Origin of the sequence: Hyalangium minutum, assembly GCF_000737315.1 — a bacterium.
Classification (GTDB): Bacteria; Myxococcota; Myxococcia; order Myxococcales; family Myxococcaceae; genus Hyalangium; species Hyalangium minutum.
Genome location: NZ_JMCB01000011.1, coordinates 44,162 through 70,564, shown reverse-complemented (window position 1 = coordinate 70,564; position 26,403 = coordinate 44,162). Strand labels below are relative to the sequence as shown.

The following is a 26,403-nucleotide window of genomic DNA, read 5'->3' as shown; positions in this document are numbered from 1 at the left end:
GGGGAGCCCTACTGGTGGCGCACCACCCGAGCCTCCTTCGAGGCCGGGTCCAGCACCAGGAGGGCCGGAGCGCCCACGCCGCCGGTGGCGAACACCGGCTGGGAGACGTTCTCCAGGGTGTGGCTCTCCAGGGGCAAGTCCATCCGCTCCAGGAAGATCTTCCGGGGGATGCTCGAGGAGATGTTCTCCCAGGTGGCCCAGAGCACACCCTGCGCGTCGTAGGCGAGCGACGGCCGGATCAGGTTCGCGCCCGTGACATATGCGGGGGTGGCCCAGCCGTTGTTCACCGAGCGGGCGATGTAGAGATCATAGGTCGAGATGGTCTGCCCCGACGTGACGAGCTCGAAGATGCAGGCCGGCTCGCCCTGGGCGTTCACCACGAGCGAGGAGCGGCCCACCGTGGCGTTCGTGGGCACGTCATTGGGGCGGAGGCCGACGTTGTATTGCCCCCAGTTGGTGCCGGTCCAGATGCGGACCACCACCGCCGTCAGGAAGGTGGGGTCCGAGGAGCTCTCGCTGATCGCGACCCACGGCCGGTTCTGCTTGTCGATGGCCAGCGAGGGCGAGTGCGCGCTCGCCCCGGCCCGTCCCTCGAGGGGAGCGCCCACCGCGGCCCAGGCCGTCCCATTCCAGCGGTACACATAGACGCGGCTCACCGAGGACGTATCCGTCTCCTGCCACGCCACCACGGGCTCATCCGAGTCCCCCGTGGCCAGCACCAGCCCCGAGGCGTCGCTGTTGGCGATGGGGTTGGGCACGGGGCCCAGCTCGTCCCAGCTCGAGCCGTTCCAGCGCCGGACGAAGACCTGCTCTTCGTCGGAGACGGGCTCGAGCCACGCCACCACGGGCCGGTTCGAGTTATCCACGGCGACGGAGACCTCACTGACCGAGGTCGTCTGGCTGGGCTGGGCGCGCAGGGCCCCGCCGAGCGGCGTGGTGCTGCTCGTGTCCGAGCGGGCCACATACAGGTCCGTGACGCCCGTGGCGCTGGTGAGCGCCGGCCAGGCGATGACGGGACGCCCCGAGCGGTCGAGCGCGAACGCGGCGCGATCGGTGGCTCCATCGCCCTGCTTCGGGGTGGCCCACTCGGTGAGGAAGGTGGGGACCGTCCACTGCCACTGCGTGGGAGCACTGCCCGACAGCGCGTTGCCCGCCTGGTCCTGGAAGTCCGACGCGCGCAGCGAGAGCGTGAGCGTCTTCGGCGGAGTGATGGGCGCTTCCGGAGTGACAGTGAGGGTCTTCTGGTCCTGGGACCAGTTGAGGGTGACGCGAGAGCTGTCCGTCAGCGAGAGGCTGGCGGCGGTGACGGGCGTGGTCCGCATGGGCTCGGAGAACGTCAGGCGGATGATGGCGTCCTTGCGCACGTTCGTGTCGCCGTTGGTGAAGGGGCCTGTCACGATCGGCCGGGTGCGGTCGACCACGACGGTCTTGGCCGGGCTGCGGAAGGTCTCGCCCTGGAGCGTCGCCTCCACGATGAACTCGTAGCTGCGCTCCGCCTCATTGGAGCAGTCGAAGGAGTACTGGTACGGCTCGGACAGGTCCGCGACGGGCGCGCCGTTCTTCAGCAGCTTCACGCTGTCCGGAGTGCCCTCCAGGACGTTGGCCTGGAGCACCAGCGGCGTGGTGGTGCAGTAGACCTGCGTCGGCCCTGAGAACGTGACGACCACGGTGGGCTCGGGAGCGGGAGGATCCTCACCTCCGCAGCCAACCATCAGGGAGAGAGCGAGGACCAGACACAGCGGGCGAGCGTGTGGAAGGAGCATGCAGGGCGTCCTTATAGCGGATCAGCTCCATTCAAGCCCAAGAGCGGCGGCGGACGGCGCTGAGAGGATTCATGGGCTGTGTCCCCCCGTCCTCTTGACTCAACGCTTGGAGCAGCAACGGCTCACCCCACTGCAGCCAGGCACGAGGTATGTGCCAGACATACAAAGACGTCTGTCTTACGGGTGTCTTGCGTTTCCTGGAGCGCCTCGTGCACCTGGCGCACGGTGCAGCGGCCCTTCGTCTGTCGTGGATCTGAGTGCTTGAGGACGGAGGAGGGCTCGGTAAGTTCTGCGCACACCCGGGAGGCCTACGGCCATGAGCGATGTTCTTCACGCTGTCTGGAGTCACTACCGCGCCGGAGGGCTCGAGGCCGCTGCTCGCGCGGCGGGGCCTACGGTGGAAGAGCGCCTCTACCTGGCCCTGCTGGCCTTCGCTGACGAGCGCTACGCGGAGGCGGCCACCTTCGCTGAGGAGGCAGCACGGGCCGCGCCGGAGGACCTGCTCCCCCGCGCAGCGGCGGCCCACCTCGCGCGGGTGGCGAAGGAGGGCAAGCGCAACGTCTACGTGTCGGCCGAGGGCTTCGGCGCCTTCATCCGAGGAGGCGGCAACGTGCCGCTGTACCGGGAGACGAGCGCCGCGCTGGCCCGCTCCTACCCCCGTGAGGCGTTCGACCTGCTCGACATCGGCGTGGGCGATGGGCTGGCGTTGCTGCCCGCGCTGACGCCCTCGGTGCGGAAGGTGACGCTGGTGGAGCCCGCGGCACCGCTGCTCGAGCGCACCACCCAGCAGCTCACCGCGCGAGGGGTGGGCTTCGAGACCTTCGCCGGCGTGCTGCAGGACTTCGCCGCCCAGCCGGGCATGCAGTCGCGGCGGTGGGCCGTGGCGCAGGCTACCTTCAGCCTGCACAACCTGCCTCCGCCCGCGCGGCCCGAGATGCTGGGCTGGCTGCGCGACCACTGCGACGTGCTGCTGCTGGCCGAGTTCGATGCGCCGCTCATGGATGAGCCGCTGAGGCCCGAGCTGGTGAGGCACATCCTCACGCGTTACCCGGCCGGGCTCGCCGAGTACGTGGGCCCGAGCTTCGAGGCCGTCGCTCAAGGCTTCTTGATGCCGGTGATGTTCGGCTACGTGGATCGCGGCGTCACCCGCACCACCTTCGAGCACCCGATGGAGACCTGGGAGCAGCAGCTGCGCGAGGCGGGCTTCGCGCGGGTGGAGCGCCAGCGGCTGTATGACTATTGGTGGGCGCCCGCGTGCCTGCTGGTGGCGCGCTCGCGGTAGCGGGCTAGGGGGTGCTGTCGATCGTCAGCATCCAGGCGCGCAGGGCGCCCGGATCCATGGGCAGGTCATCCCGCCACACCCGCACGGTCCGGTCCCAGCTGGCGGAGGCCAGGTGCTGGTCATCCAGGAAGACGGCTCCGGTCACCGCCGCGGTGTGCCCCCGGAGCACCCGGCTCTCCTGGGTGGCCAGGTCCCAGAGGCGGACGGTCCGGTCCGGGCCCGCCGAGGCCAGCCGCCGGCCATCCGGGGACAGCGTCATGTGGAAGATGTCGCCCTGGTGGCCCCGGAGCATCCCGCGAGGCGCGCCCGTCTGGCTGTCCCAGAGCCGGAGGGCGCTGTCGTTCACGCTCGAGCTGATCACCATCTGATCATCCGAGGTCATCAGGATCTGCTGGACGCCGCTCCCGCTGATATCCACCCGGCGGCTCTCTCCGCTGGCCAGGTTCCAGATGCGCAGGGTGTGGTCCATGCTCCCGCTCACCAGCCGCTGGCCATCCGAGGAGAACACGAGGCCGCGCACCTCGTCCTCGTGGCCTCGGAGCACCTGGGACTTGCCCGAGGCCAGATCCCACAGATGGATTTCTCCCGCCTTGTTCCCCAAGGCGAGCCGCTGGTAGTCGGGCGAGAAGGTGAGCTGCAGGACCGGCTGCTCCTGCTGTTCGAGGAGATGCCCCTGGCCCGAGTCCACCTCCCACAGCCGCACCGCGCCCTTCGCGTCCGCGCTGGCGAGCATCCGGCCGTTGCGGGAGAAGGCCAGCGCCGTGAGCGGGCCGAGGTGGCCTTCGAGCGGGCGCGAGGCCCCGGTGGCCACGTCCCGCAGACGAAGCCGGCCGTGCTGACCGCCCACAGCCAGCCAGTGGCCATCCGGTGAGAACTGGAAGGGGAAGGGCTCGGAGGTGTGCGCGTGCTCCAGCAGGGTGGTGGCCCCTGTCGTCACGTCGAACAGGTACAGCGCGCCGTCGTTGCCCAGGGTGGCGAGGTGCCGGCCATCCGCGGAGGCCGCGAGCTTGTCGAGAAACGCAGGGGTCTCCGCCAGGACGCGGTGGGCCTGCGTCGCCACGGCGAAGAGGCGCGTGGTGGCATCGTAGCTGCCCACGGCGAGCCACTGTCCATCGGGGGAGAAGTCGAGTGGGAAGGCGGCGCCCCGGTGCCCCCGCATCACGCGGCTCTGGCCCGTGGTCAGGTCCCACAGCCGCGCGGTGCGGTCGTCGCTGCTCGTCGCCACGAAGCGGCCGTCCCGGGAGAAGCGCACCTGGTTGATGCGGCCCTCGTGGCTGCCCACCAGCTCGCTCCGGCCGGTGCTCAGCGTCCACAGGCGGAGCAGGCCCTCCGTGTTGCCCACCGCCAGCCGCGCTCCATCGACAGAGAACGCGAGCTTCGAGGGGGCTCCCTGCTTCTCGGCGAGGACCCGGGCCTGGCCGGTCCGCAGCTCCCAGAGCCGCACGGTCCCATCCAGCGCGCCCGTGGCGGCGAAGTCCCCCCGCGGGGACACGCAGACCGCCGTCACCGGCCCTCCGTGGTCCAGCGTGTGCGAGGTGCCTCGCTCCAGGTCCCAGAGCTGGGCCCGCGCCAGCTGGCGGGACTGGACGACCGCGTACCGCCCGTCCGGTGAGAGCGCGAGCTGGTTGAGCGGGCCCAGCCCCGTGGGGAGCGTGCGCACGAGGGCGCCCGTGGCCACATCCCAGAAGCGCAGCACGTCATCTCCCCGGCTGCCGGTGATGAGCCGCTGGCCATCCGGCGTGAAGGCAAAGCCGTACACCGGCCCGGGGTGGTTGGCGATCCAGCGCGTCTCACCTGTCGCCAGCTCCCAGAGGCGCACCGCGCGCTCCTTGCCTGCCGAGGCGACGAAGCGTCCGTCGGGCGAGAGCTCCAGGCGCCAGACCTCATCGGTGTGCCCGGTGAAGACGCGGGCCTCGTGCTGCTCGAGGTTCCAGATGCGGACCGTGTGGTCATCGCTGCCGGTGAGCAGGTACTTGCCGTCCCGGCTGAAGGCCACTTCGTTCACCGTCTGCGTGTGGCCCTGGAGGATATGGGCGAAGCCGTGCGCCCGGGCATCCGCCGCGATGGTCCGCACCTCCGACCAGCGGGTGAAGGAGGGCGACAGGCTGCGCAGCCAGGCGATGGCCTCGTTGGGGTCCCGCTCCACGGCGGTGCGCGCATGCACCAGGGTGAGCTCATCCGCCCGCTCCAGCGCCTGCTGGCGCGCGCGCTCCGAGTCCCGGCGGGCCAGCTCGGCCTCGGCCTGCTTCTGCTCGGCGCGGTCCCGCTCGACGAGGATGCTGTGGATGCTCACGGCCCCCAGCATCAGCAGTGTCAGCAGAGCCACTGCCGTCACCGAGACCGAGCCCTTGTGGCGCCGGACGAAGCGCCGGGCGCGCTCCTGCAGTGAGTAGACGTGCGCGCCGACGATCTGCCCTGTCTGGAAGCGGCGCAGGTCCTCCGCGAACTCCAGCGCGGTGGCGTAGCGCTCCGCGGGGCTCCGGGACATGGCCTTGTCCACGATGGCCAGCAGGTCCGCGGGGATGCCCTTCTGCCGCTCGCCGAGCGGCGCGGGAGGGCCCTTCACCACGGCGCTGATCACCTCCGCGGACTTGCTCCCCTCATAGGGCCGGTTCCCCGCCAGCAGGTGGTAGAGGATGGCGCCCAGCGCATAGACGTCGGCGCGCTCATCCACGCGCTGGCCCATGGCCTGCTCGGGCGGCATGTACGCGGGGGTCCCCACCACCATGCCGTGATGGGTCAGGCCGGCGTCTTCAGGGGCGGGGACGGCCGCCGGATCCGCCGCACCGGCCGCGCCCGCTGTGGAGGCGCTCTCCGAGGTGAGCGCCTTGGCCAGCCCCCAATCAATGACCACCGTCTCCCCGAAGTTGCCCACCAGCACGTTGGAGGGCTTGAGGTCGCGGTGGATGATGCGCTCGGAGTGCGCGTAGGCGATGGCCTCGGCCACGGCGAGCACGTGGGGCAGCAGCGCGAGCCGCTCCTCCAGCGTGCGCTTCTCCGCGATGATGCTCGCGAGCGAGCGGCCCGAGACGAGCTTCATCGCGTAGAAGGGCGAGCCCGTCGTCTTCCACCGCCCGGCCTCGTAGACGGGGACGATGGCGGGGTGCTGGAGGCGCGCGGTGATGAGGGCCTCGGTGACGAAGCGGGGCTCCATGTCCCCGCCCCGGGTGAGCAGCTCCTTGATGGCCACGGGCCGGTCCAGGCGCGGATCCCATGCTTGGAGGATGCGTCCCATGGCGCCGTGCGCGAACTCGCCAGAGAAGTCGTAGCGATCCACGTCCACGGTGGGCAGCGGCTTGAGGATGGGCGACCGCTTCAGCGGGGGGCGGCCCCGCTGCGTCGCGTCGGGCCCGCCCGCGCTGGGCTCCTCGGTGGAAGCCCCGGTCATGGTCACGGTGGGACTGTCCTGCTTCATGGAGGACCTCCTCGGAGCTGCCGGTGGCTGCGGGGCGGAGCGCTACTGGAGGCCGTCGAAGGTGGCCACGCTGTCGTTGGTGAGCCCCGAGGCGTTCGCCTCGTCAGTGTCCACGTGCATGTCCAGCGCGTACTGGGGATTCACCCGGACGATGACGTCTCCGAAGATCGTCTCGCGCTCACCGTCGACGCGGACGCGGATGATGCTCTTGTCCTCCACGCCGAAGCGGCGCGCTTCGTCCGGGTGCATGTGCACGTGGCGGTGCGCCATGATGACGCCGTGGTCGATGGCCACCGTGCCCTTCGGGCCGCGCAGCGTCAGGCCGGGCGTGCCCTCGAGCTTGCCGGACTCGCGCAGCGGCGGGTTCACGCCCAGGGTGATGGCGTCCGTGCGGGAGACCTCCACCTGTGTCTCCTTGCGCAGCGGGTTGATGATGGCCACCCGCTCGATTTCTCCCTTGGGGCCGATGAGGTCCACGCTCTCGCGGCACACGTACTGCCCGGGCTGGGACACGGCGCGGCGCTCGGTGAGCTCATAGCCCTCGCCGAAGAGGGCCGCGCAGTGCTCCTTGGACAGGTGCACGTGGCGGACGCTGACGCCCACGGGGATGGCCTGGCCCGTGACGCGCTGCCGCGCCGCCGTGGGGCCCGCCGTCACTCGGACGACCTCGCGAGCGATCATCCGCTCCTCGTCGGTGGCGACCACCAGCACCCGGGTGGGCGCGCGCGGAGCGGCGATGTCCACCACGCCCCCCGAGCCGCGCGCGTCGGCGTGCTGGTTCTTCTCCGCGTCCAGCACCACGCCCATGTAGACGAGCGCATCGCAGACGGCCGAGCGCACCTTGACGCTGTTCTCGCCGATGCCGCCGGTGAAGACGATGGCATCCACGCCGCCCAGCACCGCCGCGTACGCGCCGATGTACTTGCGGATGCGGTGGACGAAGACCTCGATGGCCAGACGGGCGCGCGCGTTGCCGCCCGCGGCGGCCTGCTCCACGTCGCGGAAGTCCGCCGACACGCCCGAGATTCCGAGCAGCCCAGACTTGCGGTTCAGCGTCTCGTCGATGGCATCTGGCGACAGGCCCTGCCGCCCGAGCACGATGGAGAGCGCCGGGTCTACATCGCCGGAACGGGTTCCCATCACCAGACCCTCCAGCGGCGTCATGCCCATGGAGGTGTCCACCGAGCGGCCGCCGTCGATGGCGCACACCGAGGCGCCGCCGCCCAGATGGCAGGTGATGAGCTTGAGACGGGACTGGTCCGTCTTCAGGAACTCGGAGGCGCTGGCGGCCATGAACTGGTGGCTCGGGCCGTGGAAGCCGTACCGGCGCACGCCGCGCTCCAGGTACAGCTCATAGGGCACCGCGTAGAGGTACGAGTGCGGCGGTAGCTCGCCGTGGAACGCGGTGTCGAACACGGCGACGTGGGTGGCGTTCGGAAGCGCGGCCTGCGCGGCCTCGATGCCGGCCAGGTTCGCCGGGTTGTGGATGGGCGCGAACTGCGCGCACTTGGCGATGATCTCCTTCACCTCGGGCGTAATCACGCAGGGGCGCACGAGCTTCTCGCCGCCATGGACCACGCGGTGGCCCACGGCGCGCAGCTCGGAGAGATCCTTGAGGGCGCCCCCGGGGCCCGTCAGCTGGGCGAGCACCGCATCGAGCCCCGCGCGCATGGTGGGCGCGGGAATCTCGGCCTGGGAGCGGGTCGGGCCCACGCGCCACTTGTGGAGCGCGTGAGGAGAGCCGACGCGCTCGACGACGCCGCCCGCGAGGATCTCCTCGGTGTCCATCTGGTACAGCTGGTACTTGATCGACGTACTGCCGACGTTGATGACGAGGACTTTCATGGCAGGCACATCCTGCCGGGCCTCGCCTCGGGCGTCGAGGGATCAGCGCGGCTCAGCGGCCGCCGTCTTCCGAGCCCGCGTCCGGATAGTCCGGCTGGCACTGCGGATCCTCACACGGAGGAGCGCCGTAGCAGGCCATGAGGGTGAGCGCGGCGACGCCCGCTCCCGCGAGCATCCAGAAGCCTCCGCCCCTGCGGGGCTGCGGCGGGCGTGACTCGAGCGCCTGGCCGCAGTGCACGCAGGCCGAGGCGGAGTGGGGGTTGAAACCCTGGCAGGAAGGACAGCCGGTCAGCGACATGGAGTGGCTCCTGGGTGTGAGGGAATCCTGACACAAAACCATCGATTAGGATGAGAGGAGCATGGTTCTGCGGCGCATCGATACGGCCCCTGAGGACTTCCACCCCGCGTACGTGGTGTGGGAGCTGACCCTGGCGTGTGACCAGCCCTGCACCCACTGCGGCTCGCGCGCAGGCACTGCGCGTGCGGGAGAGCTGAGCACGGAGGAGGCGCTCGGGGTGGTGGCGCAGCTCGCCGCGATGCGCGCCCGCGAGGTGGTGCTCATCGGCGGAGAGGCGTACCTGCACCCCGGGTTCCTCGACATCATCCGGGCGCTGAAGGCCGCGGGCCTCCGCCCCATGTTGACGACGGGCGGCCGAGGCATCACCGCGGAGCTTGCGGGAGAGATGGCGCGGGCGGGCCTGCATGGGGCCTCGGTGAGTGTGGATGGGCTGGAGGAGACACACGACCTGATGCGTGCGGCCCGAGGCAGCTTCGCATCGGCCACGGCGGCGCTCGGCCACCTGAAGGCCGCGGGGGTGCGGACTGCCGCCAACACCAACCTGAACCGCCTCAACCAGGGCGACCTGGAGGAGCTGTACGCGCACCTGAAGGCGCAGGGAATCGGCGCGTGGCAGCTCCAGATCACCGCGCCGCTCGGGCGGGCAGCGGATCGGCCGGACCTGCTGCTGCAGCCGTGGGACTTGATCGAGCTGCTGCCTCGCATTGCCCGGCTGAAGGAGCAGGCGTACCGCGAGCGCATCTTGATCATGCCAGGGAACAACCTGGGCTACTTCGGCACGGAGGAGGCGCTGCTGCGCTCGGTGCAGGCGGGAGGGCGTGACCACTGGCGGGGCTGCCAGGCGGGGCGGTACGTGCTGGGCATCGAGTCCAACGGGGCGGTGAAGGGCTGCCCCTCGCTCCAGACGGCGCACTACGTGGGGGGCAACCTGCGCGAGCAGCCGCTGGAGCGCATCTGGAATGACAGCTCCGAGCTGGCCTTCACGCGGGCGCGCACCGTGGAGGACCTCTGGGGCTTCTGCCGCACCTGCCCGTTCGCGGAGGTGTGCATGGGAGGTTGCAGCTTCACGGCGCACTCGCTGTTCGGGCGTCCGGGCAATAACCCCTATTGCCACTACCGGGCGAAGACGTTGGCCTCGCGCGGGCAGCGGGAGCGGCTGTTGCCCAAGGCTCCCGCTCCCGGCAGGCCGTTCGACCACGGCCTGTATGAGATCGTCCCCGAGTCCCTGGATGCGCCTGATCCGAAGCCCGAGCTGAAGCGCGAATACGTGAAGCGGCGCCGGTGGCCTTGATCAGTAGGGCCGCTGGCCGACGTAGTTGCCGGGAGGCGAGTAGTTGCACACCCAGAACCACCACGGGGTAGTGCCGATGGGAGAGTTCTGGTTGCACTGAGCCCTCGCGCAGCCCACCTGGGTGGTGCTCCGCCAGACGATCTGGGTGTAGTGGCCGCACTGCTTGCCCGGGGCGCAGCTGTTGGTGCCGTAGTCGTAGAAGGAGATCTCGGAGCCCCAGTTCTGCACCACGCCCGCTGTGGTCACGGTATTGGGCGCAGCGGCATAGATGTTCTCGCCCAGGTTCCCCCGGTTGGCGTTGTGCCCCCATTTGCACTGATTGGCCCAATCCTGAGCCGTCTTGGCCGCCGAGGTGGACCACGTGAGCACCGGCAGGGCCGGGTTGGGCGTAGGCGAGGCACTGATGCGGACGGTGTTGTGGGTGGAGATCATCTCCCGAGCGAAGTCGCTCGTGGAGGTGTCGCCGGTACCACCGTCAGGCACGGTGCCGCCATCCGGGTTCTCGTTGGGCTCTTGCGCAGGGTCTCCTGCGGCACAGCCCACGGGTCCAGCGGCGAGACAGAGGACAGCCAAGAGGTTCCACAAGGAGGAAGAGCGCATGCACCGATTATGACGGATGGAAGGCTTGCCCGCCTGCGCGCATGGCCCCTCTGGGATGAGGGTGGGGTCGCTGATATGACGCAGGTGTCTACTCCCTCTGGAGACACGTGTGCTGACGAAGGTGACGTTGACTCGATTCCGCGGTTTCAAGTCCCTAGAGGCTGAACTGCGACCCGTATCCGTCATTGTCGGGCCCAACAGTTCTGGGAAGACGTCGCTGCTGCACGCGGTACGCGTGGCCATTCAGGCCCTCTCCATGGGGCTAGAGCAGGAGAACCCTTACCTGGCCAACGATGGGTGGATCACCGTCCACGATGGCATCGTGTGGGACCACTCGCGCCTGATTCCCACGGCAGATTGGGCAGAGCTTTTCACCGACAAGCAGGTGGGTGAGGGCATCGAGATGAAGGTGCGCCTCACCTTCGAACCAACGGATGTCATCCAGGATCTGGAAGTGGTGCTGACCTATGCGCGGAACCAGCAACTCAGGGTGCGCATCTACGCCCAAAGCGAGAGCGCGGCCATCGCCGTGCTGGGTTACCCTCCTCGGTCCAAGTTCCGCGCGGAAGCTCTTCTCCAACAGCTTCGTCCAGGAGCACCCAAGGCCGTGTTGGTTCCGGCCTTCTATGGAGTTACCTCACAGGAAGAGTACCGGACCACGCCCCACGTGGAGCGGATGTTGGGAGGCGGCGATCAGAGCAGGGTGGTGCGCAACCTCGTGGCCCGGCTGAGGCCCGAGGCCTTCCGACGCCTCAACGATTTTCTACTCAGGCACCTGGGTGCCAGCTTGACGGCGCGCAGCTCGAATCAGGACGTCGAGCACATCCTCAACCTGGAGGTCAGCTTTCGGGATACCAATGGCTCTCTGGAATTGGCCTCGGCAGGCGCGGGGCTGGTCAACCTCGTCTCGCTCTATTCCGCGATGGAGTTGTTCCGTCCCGCAGGCACGGAGCAAGGGGCTCCCCCTGTCATCTACTTGCTGGACGAGCCCGAGGCGCATCTTCATCCGAGGCTCCAAGGCAACGTGGGTGAAGCCGTGGGAGCGCTGGCTTCTGAGTTTGGGGCGCAGATTCTCATCGCGACTCACTCCGTGGAGATGATCAACCGCCTGGGCCAGCGGCGGGACACCATTCTCCTCTCGGTGGATCGTGCCAACTCGCGCGTCGCTTTGCTCGAATCCGAAGATGCGCTCGTGCAGGAACTCTCACGCTGGTGTGACCTGACACCGTTCAGCAGCATCAACTTTCTGGCTTCACGCCGGGTCCTCTTCCATGAAGGCCAGAGCGACGCCGAGTTCATCAAGCGTTGCGCGGACGTCTACTTTAGAGGGAGGCCCGTGGACCTGGCCCGCTTCAGACAGTGGACGCTGGTCCCTTTGGGAGGAACAGGGAAGGTCAGCGCTGCGGCTGTTCTGGGCGTCGTGCTGCAGCCCAACGTCTTTCCCGTGGTGGGCAACGGCCCGCCGGTCAGGGCCATCTGTGTGTTGGACAGGGATGCGGAGCGGGCCCCCGGTTTTCATCCCCGCCCAGAGTTCTCCAGGGGGGGCTACGAGGCGCACGAACTGGTCTGGTCACGCTACAGCATCGAGTCCCTCTTCCTCGAGCCGTCCTGCCTCACGGCGTGGCTGCTCGCGGTGCTTCCTCCGGGCTCCGTACCCGAGCCTGCGCTGCGCACGCTCGTCGAGGAGGCCTTGGCACAAGCAGACAAAGATCCCGAGCTGTTGATGGATGCCGCCCGCCACCGCTCGCTTGCCAACATGAAGCTCAAAGGAGAGAAGCTGGCCGACGCGTTGAGGGAGGCACAGGAGACGGTCATTCGGGAACCCGCTGTCTGGCAGCATGGCAGGGACCGCGCGCGGTTTGTCTTGGGAAAAGTCCGCGAGAGCCTGCCTGACAATCCCACGCGTAACCACGTGAGCACCAACTTGCTGAATCTCATCCGTGCGGCTGCGGTCGACAAGTTAGGAGATCTCCGGGTGCTCATCCCCTCCGAGGTGCAAAGTCTCTTGGATTCCATGGCATCGGCTCCAACGGGCACTTCTGCTGGGGCAGGTGGGCAGGTTTGAGGCGAGGGAGCTGCTCGATGAGGACTCGGGGGAGGAGCGCTCGCCTGCCTGCGAGCAGGTAGAACCTGGAGCAGTGCAGCCCCGCCCCAGCGGCCCCATCTTCCTGGAGAACACATCTATGGAACCGACGCGCGCCGAGGCCGATGACGACTTCCTGCTTCTGGTGAACGTGCTCCCAGCGCCCCTCCAGGCCGCGCTGCGCCCGTTCTCGCCCGCCGAAGTCCTCGAGGTGGTGATGGACCTGGGCCGCCCGCCCGAGGCGCGGCTCGTCAGTGGCTCCCAGCGCCTGCGCGAAGAGCCCGTCACCTCGGCCGACCTGGAGCACGTGCTGGCCCAGGTGGGGCCTCCGGGAGAGGACAACCGCGCGGGCATCGAGCGCACGCTCCACCGTGTCTCCTCCATCCGCAACCGCAAGGGCCGCGTGGTGGGCCTCACCCTGCGCGTGGGGCGCGCGGTGTTCGGCACCATCGACATGCTGAAGGACCTCATCGGCACCGGGCGCAACCTGCTGCTGCTGGGGCGCCCCGGCGTGGGCAAGACGACCAAGCTGCGCGAGGTGGCTCGCGTGCTCGCGGATGACTTGCACAAGCGCGTCATGGTGGTGGACACCTCCAACGAGATTGGCGGCGACGGCGATATCCCCCACCCAGGCATCGGCGGCGCGCGCCGGATGCAGGTGTCCCGGCCGGACCGTCAGCATGACGTGATGATCGAGGCGGTGGAGAACCACATGCCCGAGGCCATCATCGTCGATGAGATTGGCACCTCGGCCGAGGCCGCCGCGGCCCGCACCATCGCCGAGCGCGGTGTGCAGCTCGTGGCCACCGCGCACGGCAACACGCTGGAGAACCTGGTGCTCAACCCTACGCTCTCGGATCTCGTGGGCGGGGTGCACACGGTGACGCTGAGCGACGAGGAGGCCCGCCGCCGCAACACCCAGAAGACGGTCAGCGAGCGCAAGGCCCCGCCCACCTTCGACATCGTCGTGGAGATGGTGGGCCGGGACGAGGTGCTGGTGCACCTCGACACGGCGGAGGCGGTGGACCGGCTGCTGGCAGGCCGCGAGGTCGGCGGTGAGCGGCGTCGGCTCGACGGCGGCGAGCTGAAGGTGGAGCCAGAGGCCCAGTCCGTGGCCCCGCTGCCCGCGCCGAAGAGCAGGGTGTCCCCAGCCGCGCCCGCGCCGGACACCGGGCCCATGCGTCTCTTCGCGCACGCGGTGAGCCGGGACTTGCTGGACCGGGTGCTGCGGGAGTTGCGCGTGGAGGCGCGGGTGGTGGGGCGGCTGGAGTCGGCGGACCTCATCCTCACGCTGCGCTCTCGGGCGAATGACCCGAAGATGAGGCGCATCGTGGAGCGGACGGGCGCGCGGGTGGAGGTGGTGAAGCGCAACAGCTCGGCGGAGTTGCGCAAGGTGCTGCGCTCAGCCTTCCTGCTGGTGGAGGGCGTGGACGAGGAGCTGGTGCGCGAGGCCGTGGCGGAGGCCGAGCACGCCATCCAGCGGGTGCTGAGCGAGGGCATCTCCGTGCCGCTGGCCCCGCGTCCTCCTCGGCTGCGCAAGCTGCAGCACCGGCTGGTGAGCCGCTACCACCTGGAGACGGTGAGCCAGGGCAGCGAGCCCCTGCGCCACCTCACCATCTACCCGCTGGGTGCCGAGGTGGAGGCCGCCCTGCACGAGAGCGAGGCGGAAGGCAACGCCTGAGTCACCCGGCGAGCCCATTCAGCGAGGTTTCTTCCGAGGCATAGGACAGCGAGCGTCCTTTTACTTTCTCGCGGGCATGGGTACCGTCCCAGAGGCATGGAGCGGGGCTGGGAACGACGAGGGATGTGGGCACTGGCGCTCGTGGCCCTGGCGGCCTGGGTGCTGCGTTTCCTCCCCCTCACGCGCGCTGAAGGCGCTTTCAACTACCCCGTCGACTATGCCGAGGGCCTCTACTACACGGCCTCGGCGCTCTTCTTCGAGGGCCACTGGCCGTACCGGGACTTCGTCTTCGTCCACCCGCCGGGCTCGCTGCTGCTGTGGTGGCCCGCCACGCTGGTGGGCTCCTCGTGGAGCCCGGACGTGGGCTTCACGGTGGCCCGGTGGATGGCCACGCTCTGCGGCGCCTTCAATGTGCTCCTCGTGGGCCGGCTCTCGCTGCGCATCTGGGGCCCGGTGGCCGGCATCGTCGCGGCGCTCGTGTACGCCAGCTTCCCGGAGACGGTGCTCATTGAGCGCGGGCCCTTCCTGGAGCCGCTCCTCAACCTCGCGTGCCTGAGCGCGGCGAACGTGTGGCTGTCGCCGCCGGACTCCGGGCGCGAGCGGACGTGGTGGATCGTCGCGGGCGCGCTCTTCGGGTTGGCCGTCTCCGTGAAGCTGCTGGGGGGCATCTGGCTCTTCGCCGCGCTGCTGTCGCGGCCCCTGTCGTTCTCGTGGGACTGGAGGCCGCAGGCCGTCCTGCTCGCCGCGGCGGCCGTCACGGGGGCGCTCCTCTTCGCACCCTTCTTCCTGCAAGCGCCCTCGGAGTTCCTCTCGCAGGTGTTCTTCTTTCAGGCGCTGCGGCCCGCGGATGGTGACTTGAACCACATGGGCCGGCTGTACGAGCTGTTCCCCGAGCGCCGCCTCGTGGGCTTGGCGCTGGCGCTGCTGGGGCTCGTGCTGGTGGCCATTCGCGCGTTCCGGACCACCCAGGCGACCCGCACGGCGGAGCGCTTCTTCGCCGTCACCTATATCCTCACCATCACCGCGTTCCTGTCCTCGCCGAGCTACTGGAACCAGTACAACACGTTCGCGGCCTCGGACTCGGTGCTCGCGGGCGTGGGGGCTGCGGCCGTGTGCCAGTGGGTGGAGGGCTGGTGGCCTCGCCAGGGCCGCGCCGTCGCCGTGCTGCTGGCGCTGGCCGTGCTGCTGCCCACCCTGGAGGCCCTGCGCGGAGGGTTGATGTTGAAGTCGCCGGGGCTGGTGAAGTTCGGCGAGCACGTCCGGAAGAACGTCCCGCCGGACCGGAGGCTCTTCGCGTTCGAGCCGGCGTGGGGGCTCGTGGCGGGCCGCCTGCCCCCGGTCATCCCGGGGGCTCCGCTGGTGGTGGACTCCTCGGCGCTGCAGCTCCAGAGCGGGATGGCCGCCGGCGAGGGACGGGAGCATGCCGAGGAGACCTTCCGCACGAAGGCCGCGCAGCAGCCCATCCTCCAGATGCTGGAGCAGAGCGACTTCGTGGCGCTGGGGTGGCGCGGCGCGCGCCAGCTCTCGCCGGAGAGCCGCGACTGGTTCCACCAGCACTTCGACCCGTGCTTGCCGAAGCAGGGGAAGGAAGGCCCGGACCTCTGGGTGAAGAAGTCGGGCGAGGGTGAAGGCCCAGGCTCCGCCTGCGAGGGTGGCAAAGGCTCACCGGGCGTCCCATGATTCCTCCGTGAGGGGGACGCGGGAGCCATGACGGATCGCGAGTGCGTGGAGCTGTTGCAGTGGGCCGCGCCGCGCCTACGCCTGCGCTGGGAGGGCTTCCGTCGAGTGCGCGGGCAGGTGTGCAAGCGCCTCGGCCGCCGGTTGAAGGGGCTTGGGCTGCCGGATGCCGCCGCCTACCGCGCGCGCCTGGAGGCGGCCCCGGCGGAGTGGGAGGTGCTCGACTCGCTCTGCCGCGTCACCATCTCGCGCTTCTACCGGGACCACCGCGTCTTTGATGTGCTGCGCGAGGAGCTGCTGCCCGCCGTGCTTCGCGACGCGCGGGGCCGGGGCGAGGACGTGTTCCGCGTCTGGAGCGCCGGGTGTGCCTCGGGCGAGGAGCCCTACACGGTGGCCGTGCTGTTCCGGTTCGGGCTGGCTCCCGCGTTCCCTGGTCTGAAGCTGGAACTGCTCGCCACCGATGCGGACGAGGCGCTGCTCGAGAGGGCTCGTCGTGGCTGCTACCCACCCGGGACGTTGCGAGAGCTTCCGCCCGAGTGGGCCGCGAAGGTGTTCACGCGCACGGAGGAGGGAGAGCAGTGCCTCGCGTCCGAGCTGCGCGCCGAGCCCACCTTTCAGCGTCAGGACTTGCGCGCGGAGCTACCGCCGGGCCCCTTCCACCTCGTGCTCTGCCGCAACGTGGCCTTCACGTACTTCGCCCCGCCGCTCCAGCGCGAGGTACTCGCGCGCCTGGTGGAGCGGCTCGCCCCGGGCGGGCTGCTCGTCATCGGCGCGCATGAATCTCTCCCCGAGGATGTCTCCGGGTTGGAGCGTGCTGCTGGGCCGCTGCCCATCTTCCGCAAGCCCCCGGGCCACCATCCGCACGAGGGCACGCGTAAGCCGCTTCCTTCCCCACCGTCTGTGCCCTTCGATCTTCCAGAGTAATCCTGGGTCAAGGGACCTTGGGATGAAGCACATCAGAGTGCGCTCGGAGATCGCCGCTCACTCCAGCAGGCGGCGGAGGTAGGCCTCCCGGTTCAGGAGGAAGTCCCGCGTGAGGACGTAGTGCTCCGTCTGCTCGTATGCCACCTCGGTGATGCCTTTCTCCGAGAGGTGGTAGATCTGCGCGTTCGGGTACGCCATGAGCAGGGGTGAGTGCGTCGAGATCACGAACTGGCATGAGCTGCGCACCAAGTCGTGGATCAATCGCAACAGAGCGAGCTGACGCTGCGGAGAGAGTGCGGCCTCTGGCTCATCCAGCACGTAGAGGCCGTTCGCCCAGAAGCGCTTCTGCACCAGCGCCAGGAAGGCCTCGCCATGGGACATGTCATGGTGGCTCACCAGGCCATGGCCCTGCTGCGCATCCAAGTTGTTCTCTATCTCCGTGGCTACGTTGAAGAAGCTCTCGGCCCGGAGGAAGTATCCGGTCTTCGGCCTTCGCGTCCCACGGACGAGCCGCAGGTACTTGTGGAGTTCGGACTCGGAACGTCTCGTGGCGAAATTGAAGTTTCGGCTTCCACCCTCCGCGTTGAACCCTGCGGCCACCGCGATCCCCTCGACCAGCGTGGACTTTCCGCTCCCGTTCTCTCCCACGAAGAGCGTGACTTGCGGATGGAGATCCAGCGTCTCCAAACTCCGGACGGCGGGGATGTTGAACGGATATTTTCCCAGGTCCGGAACGGACTCGCGTAAGAGCGTGACGGAGCGCAGGAAGGTGTCCATCCCGCCCGTAAATCCACTGGGTGCCTGTTTCTTCGGTGCCATGGGGCCAGGAGCCACATCCGCTGGTAGGAGGCTCATACCAGAAAGCCATGGCGCACGAGTGGACGCACCCCGTTTTGCATGAACCCGATATCTCCGCACTACACGCGAGCTCCCCGCGCTCTCTCAAATCCGAGAGAGGCCTGGGGCCGGGAGGGTCTCGTCGTAGGGGGTTACGGTGCTGGGAACGGTTCGTCCAAGCCCTCGAGGTTCTCCTCGGCGGCGCGGCGGTACATCGGTACGACTTCCACGGCCAGCAGGTCGCGCATCTGCTGGCGAGCCCCTTCAAGGTCTCCAGCATCCCGGAAGTCCATCATTCGCATGAGGGCACGTTCGAGCCGCTTCCTCCCCTCGTGGAAGCGTCGCATGATCTTCTCCAGGAGTGCCCCCGCGCTCTGAGGGCTCGTCAGGGCCTCTTTCGCCTCGGCCTTGCTGATGCCCACTTCTGCGGCGGCACGTCGCAAGAAAGCCCGCATCCCGTTGCTGAGTTTCAGGGGCCTGCCTTGCTGAACGCGGCGCAGAAGAACGAGGGTTTGCGAGCGCTCGGGCAGTTTCGGATCCGGCTGCCCACTCTCTGCAACAGCTTGGAGCCTTCCGAGGTTGCTGATGACGTTCGCGGCGAGTTCGCGGTAGAACGGAACGACCTCGACCGCGATCACGGCTTCCATCGCCTTCCGCGCTCCGTCCAGGTTCCCGGCGTCTCGCAAGCGGTAGGCTCGGCTCTGGGCGCTCCCAAAGCGGTGCGACCCGGCGTTGATGCGTTGCCGGATCTTCCGGAGCAGAGCCGTGGCCGTGCGTGGATTGCGGAGAGCCTGCTTCACGTCCTCGGTCGGGATGGCCACTTCCCGCGCTGAACGCCGCAGCAGGGTCCGCACGTTGCCCGTGAGTTCGAGCGGCTCGCCCCGCTCCAACACTCTCTGCGCCAGTGCCCGGATAGGGTCCCAATCAACCTTGCTGGTCATGAGCTAGAGCCTAGTTCCGCTTGCGTGGGTCGTAGCACATGTCGTCCGGCCATTTCTGCTGGCCCTGACAGCGCCGGAGGCAGTCATGACAGTTGCCGACCCACTTCTCGTCTTGGCATTCAGAGTATTTCGCGATGCACTCCTTCTTCCACTTTGGGAGCCGCCCCGCCGCTTCCAAGACCCGTGCGGCGGCTTCAATTTGCCCGAGGGCCTCGAGGATCTCCGCCGCTTTCATCGGGTCAACTCCGCAACTCTGCACCGGGGTCAGGGGGTGGTTCCGGACGCAGCAACTGACGGAGTCCATGCAGGCTCCAGCAGCCTGGGCCACGGAGGTAGGCGGGTTCGGGCCGGTCGTGGGGAACAAGTTCGGGTCAGTCACGGCGAGCGGCGCGAGAGCACGAACAGTCGTGACGTGGGCTCTCGTGGAACAGCCCCCCATCAGGCCCGTGAGGATGACCGGCAACCAGAGAGCAAGGGCGCGATGGGGCGATTTCATGAATTGCATGATGAAACGGTGTAAGCCGCCCGGCGACAGCCTCGGAGGTTGTATGCCTGCTGCCCATCCTGATAGGTTGGATGCGTTATGCGCGACTTCCTGCCCTGCCGGTTTGTTTTATTTGCCATTCTCGTGTCCTCGGTGGCCCTGGGCAGTGACCCTCGCGAGAAGATCGTCATCCGCGACGACATGCTCTCGGACCATCCCGGCCTCTCTACGAGCAGCGTCTACGTGTCCGGGCAGATCGCGACCGTCCTCCACTTCGAGAAGGACGTTGATCCGACGAAGACGAAGCTCCTGGGATGGGAAGGTCGGTTCGAGCCCCTCGTTGTGGGGAGCAAGATGGTGGTCCTCATGCCGCTCCGGAATCTCGACCGCGATGAGGTGGTCCCCTTGCTCGTTACGCTCGGAGATGGGACGGAAATTCCGTTCAGCGTGAAGCCGCAGAGCCTTGAGAAATGGGGGTGGACCGACCATCAGGTCAACGTCTTCAAGGATCGCGAGGGCTACAACGCGGTGCTCTCGTCCCTGAACGCCTCTCTCAAGCGGGAGCGTGAACTGCGCGGAGAGAACGAGAGGCTCAAGCAGGAAGAAACCTCGGTCGATCACGCCTTGGCGACGCTTCTTTCCAAGGGTCAAGAGAAGAAGACGCCGTTTCACAGCGAGCAAGTGGCGTTCCTGAAAGACTCGGACATGGAGATCGTGGTCGAGACCTTCTCGGGACCGGGGAAGGCAGCGGTCGTGATCCACTTGAAAAACACGTACAGCGACGAACCTTGGCGGTTCAGGGATGCCCGGCTGATCGCCGGCATTTCCGGCTACAGCTCTCTGCCCTTTGCGCTCCGCATCGACCGCGCTGAGATCGTCCCCGGTCAATCAGGGACGATTGCGGTCGTGATGGACCAAAGTGCCTTTGAATCAAAGGAGGGCCTTCGGGACTTGGCCCTGGAGATCTTCCGGAAAGACGGGTTGCGGCAGGTGCTTGTGAACGTAGATCACAGGCTTGTCCGGAAGTAAGAGTGAGGTTCATGTCCACCGCTCAAGCGCTTCTCGTTGGGTCGATGCTCCTACTCTGCACGTCGTCCGGCTGCACCACGACCAGCGGCGGCGTAGCGTTGCGACCAGATGGTTCCCCAGGTCCTCAAGAATGCTCGGGGGAGGCGAAGAGGACCATGCGGGCGCTGAGACTGGAGGTGGGAGATACCTCGTTGGTGGAACTCGACGCGAACCAGATCAAGTCGAATCCTATCTACCTGTATGACGGGCCCATCGAGAGCGTCCTCTGGAAGGACTTTGGTACGCTCGAAGCCACCACCCGCCTCTACGGTCAGGTTTGGACGGGTGGCCCACAGGTCGTCATCCGGTACTATGAGGCCGACCCGCCCGGCAGAGAGAAACTGCCGATCTGCGCGGTGGCCCGCTTGAGTGAGAACCAGCTCCGCAAGCTCCCGGGATCAAAGCCTGGGATGGCCCTCCTCCCGTTCTCCGGATCGGGGGTCACCATCGTTGACTCGTTCCGGTGAGCCACCTCCGCCCAGCCATGACGCGTGAGTTGACGCGCCCGGTCTTGAACAGAATGTGAGAAATCCGCTACACGCGAGTTCCCCGCACTCTCTCAAAATCCGAGAGAGGCCTGGGCCGGGAGGGTCTCGTCGTATGCGGAAGATTCTGGGAGCACTTGCAGCAGTGGTGTTGTTCGCCTGTGGAAACCCAAGCGGTACGGAGCCGGGCGCGCAGCCTGCCGAGGGCCTGAAGCTCTCGGTGGAGCCGGGCACCACGCAGGGCACGTTCGTCGCGGATCACAGCCAGGGCAGCACCGAGGTGAAGTTCTCCTCCCGCGAGGTGGAGAAGGGCGTGTACCGCCTCGAGGTGCGCTTCGACGGGCTGACGCTCACGGGCCTGCTGGATGCGGAGAACGGTGTCTCCACGCTGGACGGCTTCGCCGAGGCCAACGGCCAGGACACGCAGATGACGGACAAGGACCGCGAGGTGGCGGCGGCGCTGTACGCAGCGCTCAACGCGGAGCTGCCCGCCAGTGACGCGGCTACCCCCGAGTCCAAGTACCTGCGGCGCGCCGTGGGCCTGTGGGCCGAGCACTCGGGCACGGTGCGGATGCAGCGCACGGTGATGGGCGAGCAGGGCCGCGGCTACACCATGCTGTGCAGCTACGCGAAGTGTAACGGCAAGTGGACCGGCAGCTGCGGTAGCTCCTTCAACTGGTACTCGTACTCCAAGCACGACTGCCAGCACGGGGGCTTCGACTACACGGGCAATCAGCAGATTGCTCAGCTGGGCGACCACTCCTCGTGCAGCGGTGACGAGTACTACATGAGCGGCAGCACGTGGGTGTGCGGTGAGCCGGACCACTGGAGCCGCCCGAAGGTGCAGGGCATCTGCTACGGCCGCTGCGGCGGTGGCTGCGGCGGCGACACCCAGTACACGCTGGACGCCACCAACCACGACGGCTGCGTGCGCAACGGCCACGCCTTGGCCAGCGCCTACTGCGACGATCAGTTCGTCTCGGCCAGCGACGACGAGCTGTACGCTCCCAACTGCTACTGAGCGCGATGAGCCGCTCCCCACATCGCGGGGACACTGTGAGCTGGGCGAGCGCCTGCGGACTGCTGCTGGTGCTCGCCTCACTCGCCTGTACTCCCTCGGAGGCCCGGAAGAAGGAGGAGGCGCGGACCACCGTGCGCACCTTCTTCACCGCGCTGCCTTCGGGGGACTGTCAGGTGCTCGGGCCGCTGCTGGCCACGGGTGGGAGCGCCAAGCCGTGTGAGGACACCATCCGTGAGCTCCGCGAGCACGGCCTGGAGCTCGTGGAGGTGCTGGACGCGGTGGTGGATGGGCGCGACCCCAACGCGGTGCTTGTTCGGGCGAAGCTGGCCCGGGATGGCGTCGTCCGAGCCGAGCCCTTCATCCTGCGTGTGGAGCGCCAGGACGGCGGGTGGAAGTTGAGGTTGTAAGTCTGGAGTACGCTCCTGGGCGTTCCCGCATGAAAGCCTCACCCCGTTTCCTCCTTCCGCTCGCCGGTGCCGCGGTGCTCGCCGTGGCGGTGCTCGCCGTGCTGCTGTGGCCCGAGCCGTCCGTGCCTCCCTCCGAGGAGCCGCCGCCCGTCGCCGCTCCAGTTCCCGTGGCCGAAGGAACGGCCGCGACCCGAGCGCCGCAGCCTCCTCCGCGACAGCCTGAGCGGGCCGCCAGCGCGGAGCCCTCCGTGGCGGCGCCGGCTCCGGAGGAACCTCGCAGAGCCACGGTGGTACCCATCCAGCCGGGGGACATCGTGCCCGAGCCGGAGTCGCCCAACCCCCTGCCGCAGGTGAATGATCCGATCGAGCCGGAGAAGCCCCAGACGGCGCGGTGGAAGCTGGGGAAGACGGAGCGCATCACCTCGCTGCTGGAGAAGGATGTGGCGAGGCTGGAGCAGGAGCGCGAAGCGGCAGGAGCCCGGGGCGACTCCGCAGAGCGCCAGCGCCTGGACATCCTCATCCAGCGGCACAAGGAGCGGGTGCAGAAGCTGAAGGAGGAGATGCAGCAGCTCTCCCTCGAAGCGGAGCGCGAGCCGCCCGAGCAATGATGCCGCACGCTCTCCCGCGCCCTGGGGGGCCCTCCGGTCTCCCCTCCTTTATATGCGGGATGGTGTTCGCCCTCGGCACCGTGGGGTGTGTGCCCACGCAGGAGCCGGCGGAGCCTGCCACGCGGGGGCAGGCGGTGGTGAACGGCACGGATGCGCCGGAAGACGTGGCGGTGGTGGCGCTCGTGGCGCGGCGGACGCGGTGCTCGGGAGAGCCGCTGACGCTGCTGTGCTCCGGAGCGCTCATCGCGCCCGAGGTGGTGCTCACGGCGGCGCACTGCCTGAACGTCTTCGGGACCGAGGGGCCCTACGAGATCTTCGTCGGCGCGGAGCTGCTGCCGGAGCCACGGGGGCGCTTCGTCCAGGTGGCTCGCGCGGTACGCCACCCGGACTTTGTGCCCGAGACCCATGCCTTCGACGCGGCGCTGCTGCGGCTCGCCCAGCCTGTGGACGTGACTCCGCTCCCGCTGCCCGAGCCCACGCGTCTCTCCCTGGCTCCTGGGACTCCGGCACGCGTGATTGGCTTCGGAGACACGAAGGTGGCCAGCGAGCCGTCGGGCCGGCGCCGTCAGGGAATGCTCGCGGTGCTCGACGCCTCCGAGAGCGCCTTCCGTGCGGGCCCTGCTCCGGGCATGAGCTGCGTGGGAGACAGTGGCGGGCCCGTGCTGGTGAGCGATGGAACGCGCGAGGTGCTCGCGGGCATCACCGTGAGCGGGGATGTGGCCTGCCGCACGGAGGCCATCAACGTCCGCGTGGACGCGCTGAGAGACACCTTCCTCCAGCCGTTGCTCTCCGAGCACCCAGCGCCCGGAGTCCCCACGCTGGCGCCCGAGTTCCTCTGCCGGGACACGTGCACGCGGGATGCGGTGTGTCCCTCGGGCCTCACGTGCGATCTCACGCAGGGCACTCCCGGCCGGTGTCTCCTTCCGGCGCTCCAGGCGGGAGACTACGGCGCGCCCTGCACGGAGGACGCCGCGTGCGGAGCTGGTGGACTGTGCGCGCGTCTGGAGCCCGAGGGCGATGAAGCCTGCCGTTGCTTCGTGCCCTGCGGCAGCTCCCCCGAACCGGGCGCGGGAGGCTGTGCCGGTGCGCCGGGGCCCGCCCTGCTTGGGCTGGGGGCGCTGGTGCTCCAGGGGATGAGAGCCCGCCGGCGCGGGCGTGCTACCGCGGGTTCTTCCGGCCCGGCATCGTGAGCTTCTTGCCCGCCTTGAGCGGAGAGCTGTCCCCACGGCCCGTGGTCTTCTTGCGCGTCCCTTCCTTGCGGTAGCCGGCGGCGGCCTCAGCGGGGAGCGTCTTGCGGCGCGACGTGCTGCTGCCGGTCTCTGGCAGGGGCAGCTTCCGGCTCTTCGCCGTGAGCCCACGCCCGGGCGGCCTGCGCGGACTGACGCTGCGGTCCATGAAGCCCACTTCGCCCAGCTCCCTGCCGCCGATCTTCTTCGCCTTGTGCGAGCTCAGCCCCTCGGCCACGTGGAGATCCGTGGCCTTGAGGGCCATGGTGGTGCCCTTCTTCTTGGCGCTCTTCGCGCGGAACGCTTGCGGTTTCTCTGGCATGCACCCTCCTGGTGACTCAGGTAGGGATGGAGCGGCGGAGATGCCAGAAGGCCAGGCATGCACCGGAGTCCATGTCGGGTGCCAGATTGGCAACCCCCCGCCGCGTCCGGCATGACACGGAGTCACGCCGCGGGAGACCGAAGGTCTCAGGTCCCTCGGAAATCCCTGTCTGCTGCCCCACACGAGGCCTGTGCATGGTGATTGCAATCTGCTCGCTCCGCTAGGGCGGGATGGCCGGAGCCCGAACAGGAACAAAGGGGAAAGACATGCAGAGGGGACTGCTGGTGTGCGCGGTGTTGCTGGCGACGGTGGCGGAGGCCGAGGAGAAAGACGCATCGCCGGAGACGGAGGAGCGCCGGACGTTCGTGGGCCTCGTGCCCATCTCGCTGGGCAGTGGCCTCGTGGCCATCGACGGGGAGCACGCGGTGGGGAAGAGGCTGTCGATCCGGACGGGGCTCCGGGTTGGCACGGCGTTCGTCCGGACCCAAGGAGCTGCGGGGAACCCCGTGGGGAGCACCTCGAACGCCAGCGTGGGGCTCGAGCCGGGGATCCGCTACTACGTGACGGGCACCGCACTGGACGGGATGTGGATCGGCCCCCACCTGGAGCTGTCGTATGCGCAGTTCAACACGAGCTCGGTCCTCAGCTCGCTGGGCTCCCCTGGCACGGTGGACGTGGAGGCCAGTGGCCAGAACTGGCGCGCGGGAGCTGCAGCGCTCGTGGGCTACAGCATGGTGGTGGCGAGGGGGCTGACGGTCCAGGCCGGCGTGGGGCTCGGCGGGGCGTACACCTCGGAGCGGACGACGATGGAGGACACGCTGAACCCAGAGCAACCCACGGCCGTCGTGTTCCGTTCGAAGCGCTGGGAGTTCGCCGAGCGCGCCACGCTGGCGGTGGGCTGGAGCTTCTGAGCGAGGCTCACCCCACGCGGGACCGGACTCGGCGGACCCGCGTGGCGCCACAGGCCTTCGCGTGGCGGGCCAGCGCCTCATCGAGCGCGGCGTCATCGAGCTTCACGCCCTTCTCGCGCCACAGCTTGTCCACGCGCAGCACGCCGTCCTCCACGCGGGCCTCGAGCCGGCCCACCAGCCGGCCCTTGTGGAGCAGCGGGCACACGTACCAGCCCCACCGGCGCAGCTCGGCGGGCTTGTAGACCTCCCACAGGTACTCGAAGCCAAACACGCGCTGCACCAGCCCGCGATCCCACAGCAGCGGATCCAGCGGCCCGAGGATGCGCATGCGCTCATCCGGCTCGGTGACGGGCCGTTCCCGGAAGCCCACGGGGGCGAGGTAGCGCCGGGGCGCGCCGGGCAGCACCACCTCCTCCAGGAGCCCCTCGCGCACGAGCGTGTCCGGCAGCTCCGAGGTGCGCACGGCGGACAGCACGGACCAGTGCGGCCCGGCCGCTCGCGAGAGCAACCCGGCGGCCTCCACGCGCTCCAGCAGGGCCCAGCGCTCGAAGACCTCCGGTCCCGAGGCCAGAGGCGCCCGAGCCGTCTCCGGCAGCGCGCGCTCGGGCACGTCGTAGCGCTTGCCTCCGGGGCCGCGTCCGCACACCACCACCTGACACCGTGTCCACAGGACTTCCAGCGCCATGGAGGTGGCCTTGCCGGTGCCCTTCCAGCCGCTCCAGTCCAGGGGCTTCACCGCGCCGTGGTCGGTCAGCTCCGCGGCGGAGATGGGGCCTCGGGCGGCCACCTCCTCCAGCACGGCCTCCAGCACGCGGGCGGGCAGCCGCTCCAAGCGCGTGGCCAGGTTCCACCACGGCGTCTCGCGCGTGCGCTCACGGTAGTAGGGGAAGGCGGAGGCGGGGAGGATGCAGCGCTCTTTGGCCCAGTGCTCGAAGGCATGGCCCGGCATCAGGTGCCGGTACACATCCCCGCGCACGAGCCCGTCCACGCGCGCCAGCGCCACCAGGTCCGCGTTGGTGCCAATGACATCCAGCGGATCCAACTGGATGCAGCGCAGCGCCTTCAGCATCGAGCGGGTACCGGCTGTCCCAGGTGGGAAGCGGGGGGCGGCCAGTCCGTGGTGGCTGACGAGCCAGGCCCGTGCCACTTCGGGGTCCAGCGTCTGAGCGGGAGGGAGCGTGGGGCGAGGCATGCTCGGTGCGGACCATACGCCACGGGGCCCGCCCGTGTGCGG

Annotated in this window: 22 protein-coding genes; 13 read left to right on the top strand and 9 right to left on the bottom strand. The window is 68.7% G+C overall.

Translation table 11 applies throughout. The annotated features are described in order from the left end of the window. Positions 1-8: 8 nt before the first annotated feature. A complete protein-coding gene (locus DB31_RS26775) occupies positions 9-1,763 on the bottom strand; it encodes an Ig-like domain-containing domain (RefSeq protein WP_044192723.1) in 1,755 nt (584 codons plus the stop codon). Positions 1,764-2,079: 316 nt separating this feature from the next. Here DB31_RS26775 and DB31_RS26770 point away from each other — a divergent pair, with 316 nt between their 5' ends. Beyond that, on the top strand, positions 2,080-3,045 hold the full coding sequence (locus DB31_RS26770; protein WP_044192722.1) for a class I SAM-dependent methyltransferase: 966 nt from the start codon (positions 2,080-2,082) through the stop codon (positions 3,043-3,045). Positions 3,046-3,049: 4 nt separating this feature from the next. Here DB31_RS26770 and DB31_RS26765 read toward each other — a convergent pair whose 3' ends face one another. Genes DB31_RS26765 through DB31_RS26755 form a run of 3 tightly spaced genes read right to left on the bottom strand, consistent with a single transcriptional unit; the run spans position 3,050 to position 8,603 of the window. Beyond that, positions 3,050-6,460 (bottom strand): WD40 repeat domain-containing serine/threonine protein kinase, encoded by a 3,411-nt coding sequence (locus DB31_RS26765; RefSeq protein ID WP_044192721.1) that lies wholly within the window; start codon positions 6,458-6,460, stop codon positions 3,050-3,052. 42 nt (positions 6,461-6,502) lie between these two features. Further along, positions 6,503-8,305: an acetate/propionate family kinase gene (locus DB31_RS26760; protein ID WP_044192720.1), complete on the bottom strand. Its 1,803-nt coding sequence runs from the start codon at positions 8,303-8,305 to the stop codon at positions 6,503-6,505. 52 nt (positions 8,306-8,357) lie between these two features. Then, complete coding sequence (locus DB31_RS26755) at positions 8,358-8,603, bottom strand: hypothetical protein (protein WP_044192719.1); 246 nt, start codon at positions 8,601-8,603, stop codon at positions 8,358-8,360. 61 nt (positions 8,604-8,664) lie between these two features. Between DB31_RS26755 and DB31_RS26750 the strand changes: the two genes are divergently transcribed. Further along, a complete protein-coding gene (locus DB31_RS26750) occupies positions 8,665-9,894 on the top strand; it encodes a radical SAM/SPASM domain-containing protein (RefSeq protein ID WP_044192718.1) in 1,230 nt (409 codons plus the stop codon). On the opposite strand, the gene DB31_RS26745 is transcribed toward DB31_RS26750, so the two are convergent. Next, positions 9,895-10,494, bottom strand: coding sequence for a CAP domain-containing protein (locus DB31_RS26745; RefSeq protein ID WP_044192717.1), 600 nt, complete (start codon positions 10,492-10,494; stop codon positions 9,895-9,897). Between the two features lie 109 nt (positions 10,495-10,603). Here DB31_RS26745 and DB31_RS26740 point away from each other — a divergent pair, with 109 nt between their 5' ends. The 4 genes from DB31_RS26740 (at position 10,604) to DB31_RS26725 (ending at position 16,859) form a co-directional block, all read left to right on the top strand. Next, positions 10,604-12,559 (top strand): ATP-dependent nuclease, encoded by a 1,956-nt coding sequence (locus DB31_RS26740; protein ID WP_075306218.1) that lies wholly within the window; start codon positions 10,604-10,606, stop codon positions 12,557-12,559. Between the two features lie 118 nt (positions 12,560-12,677). Further along, on the top strand, positions 12,678-14,258 hold the full coding sequence (locus DB31_RS26735) for a R3H domain-containing nucleic acid-binding protein (protein WP_044192715.1): 1,581 nt from the start codon (positions 12,678-12,680) through the stop codon (positions 14,256-14,258). A 123-nt stretch (positions 14,259-14,381) separates the two neighbouring features. After that, entirely contained in the window at positions 14,382-15,938 is a 1,557-nt protein-coding gene (locus tag DB31_RS26730) for an ArnT family glycosyltransferase (RefSeq protein WP_052420261.1), read from the top strand. 27 nt (positions 15,939-15,965) lie between these two features. Further along, a complete protein-coding gene (locus DB31_RS26725; RefSeq protein WP_083968712.1) occupies positions 15,966-16,859 on the top strand; it encodes a CheR family methyltransferase in 894 nt (297 codons plus the stop codon). A gap of 57 nt (positions 16,860-16,916) precedes the next feature. On the opposite strand, the gene DB31_RS26720 is transcribed toward DB31_RS26725, so the two are convergent. Both DB31_RS26720 and DB31_RS26715 read right to left on the bottom strand, forming a co-directional pair. Further along, positions 16,917-17,678, bottom strand: coding sequence for an AAA family ATPase (locus DB31_RS26720; RefSeq protein WP_240486903.1), 762 nt, complete (start codon positions 17,676-17,678; stop codon positions 16,917-16,919). A 170-nt stretch (positions 17,679-17,848) separates the two neighbouring features. Then, complete coding sequence (locus tag DB31_RS26715; RefSeq protein WP_044192713.1) at positions 17,849-18,637, bottom strand: DUSAM domain-containing protein; 789 nt, start codon at positions 18,635-18,637, stop codon at positions 17,849-17,851. 583 nt (positions 18,638-19,220) lie between these two features. Between DB31_RS26715 and DB31_RS26705 the strand changes: the two genes are divergently transcribed. The 6 genes from DB31_RS26705 (at position 19,221) to DB31_RS26680 (ending at position 23,900) form a co-directional block, all read left to right on the top strand. Next, positions 19,221-20,150, top strand: a complete 930-nt coding sequence (locus DB31_RS26705; RefSeq protein WP_044192712.1) for a DUF2381 family protein — start codon at positions 19,221-19,223, stop codon at positions 20,148-20,150. A gap of 155 nt (positions 20,151-20,305) precedes the next feature. After that, positions 20,306-20,656: a hypothetical protein gene (locus DB31_RS26700; protein WP_420806725.1), complete on the top strand. Its 351-nt coding sequence runs from the start codon at positions 20,306-20,308 to the stop codon at positions 20,654-20,656. Between the two features lie 133 nt (positions 20,657-20,789). Further along, positions 20,790-21,695 (top strand): hypothetical protein, encoded by a 906-nt coding sequence (locus DB31_RS26695; protein WP_052420259.1) that lies wholly within the window; start codon positions 20,790-20,792, stop codon positions 21,693-21,695. Positions 21,696-21,700: 5 nt separating this feature from the next. Beyond that, a complete protein-coding gene (locus DB31_RS26690) occupies positions 21,701-22,102 on the top strand; it encodes a lipoprotein (RefSeq protein ID WP_044192711.1) in 402 nt (133 codons plus the stop codon). A gap of 29 nt (positions 22,103-22,131) precedes the next feature. Continuing rightward, the gene (locus DB31_RS26685; protein WP_044192710.1) at positions 22,132-22,710 is read left to right on the top strand and encodes a hypothetical protein; all 579 of its coding nucleotides are present in this window, start codon (positions 22,132-22,134) and stop codon (positions 22,708-22,710) included. A gap of 59 nt (positions 22,711-22,769) precedes the next feature. Next, positions 22,770-23,900, top strand: coding sequence for a S1 family peptidase (locus tag DB31_RS26680; RefSeq protein WP_044192709.1), 1,131 nt, complete (start codon positions 22,770-22,772; stop codon positions 23,898-23,900). Here DB31_RS26680 and DB31_RS26675 read toward each other — a convergent pair. Next, entirely contained in the window at positions 23,869-24,258 is a 390-nt protein-coding gene (locus tag DB31_RS26675; protein ID WP_044192969.1) for a hypothetical protein, read from the bottom strand. The genes DB31_RS26680 and DB31_RS26675 overlap by 32 nt on opposite strands. A 266-nt stretch (positions 24,259-24,524) precedes the next feature. Here DB31_RS26675 and DB31_RS26670 point away from each other — a divergent pair, with 266 nt between their 5' ends. Beyond that, positions 24,525-25,169: a DUF3575 domain-containing protein gene (locus tag DB31_RS26670; protein WP_044192707.1), complete on the top strand. Its 645-nt coding sequence runs from the start codon at positions 24,525-24,527 to the stop codon at positions 25,167-25,169. A 7-nt stretch (positions 25,170-25,176) separates the two neighbouring features. Here the strand turns inward: DB31_RS26670 and DB31_RS26665 are convergent, their stop codons facing one another. Further along, the gene (locus tag DB31_RS26665; RefSeq protein ID WP_044192705.1) at positions 25,177-26,361 is read right to left on the bottom strand and encodes a winged helix-turn-helix domain-containing protein; all 1,185 of its coding nucleotides are present in this window, start codon (positions 26,359-26,361) and stop codon (positions 25,177-25,179) included. Between the last annotated feature and the right edge of the window lie 42 nt (positions 26,362-26,403).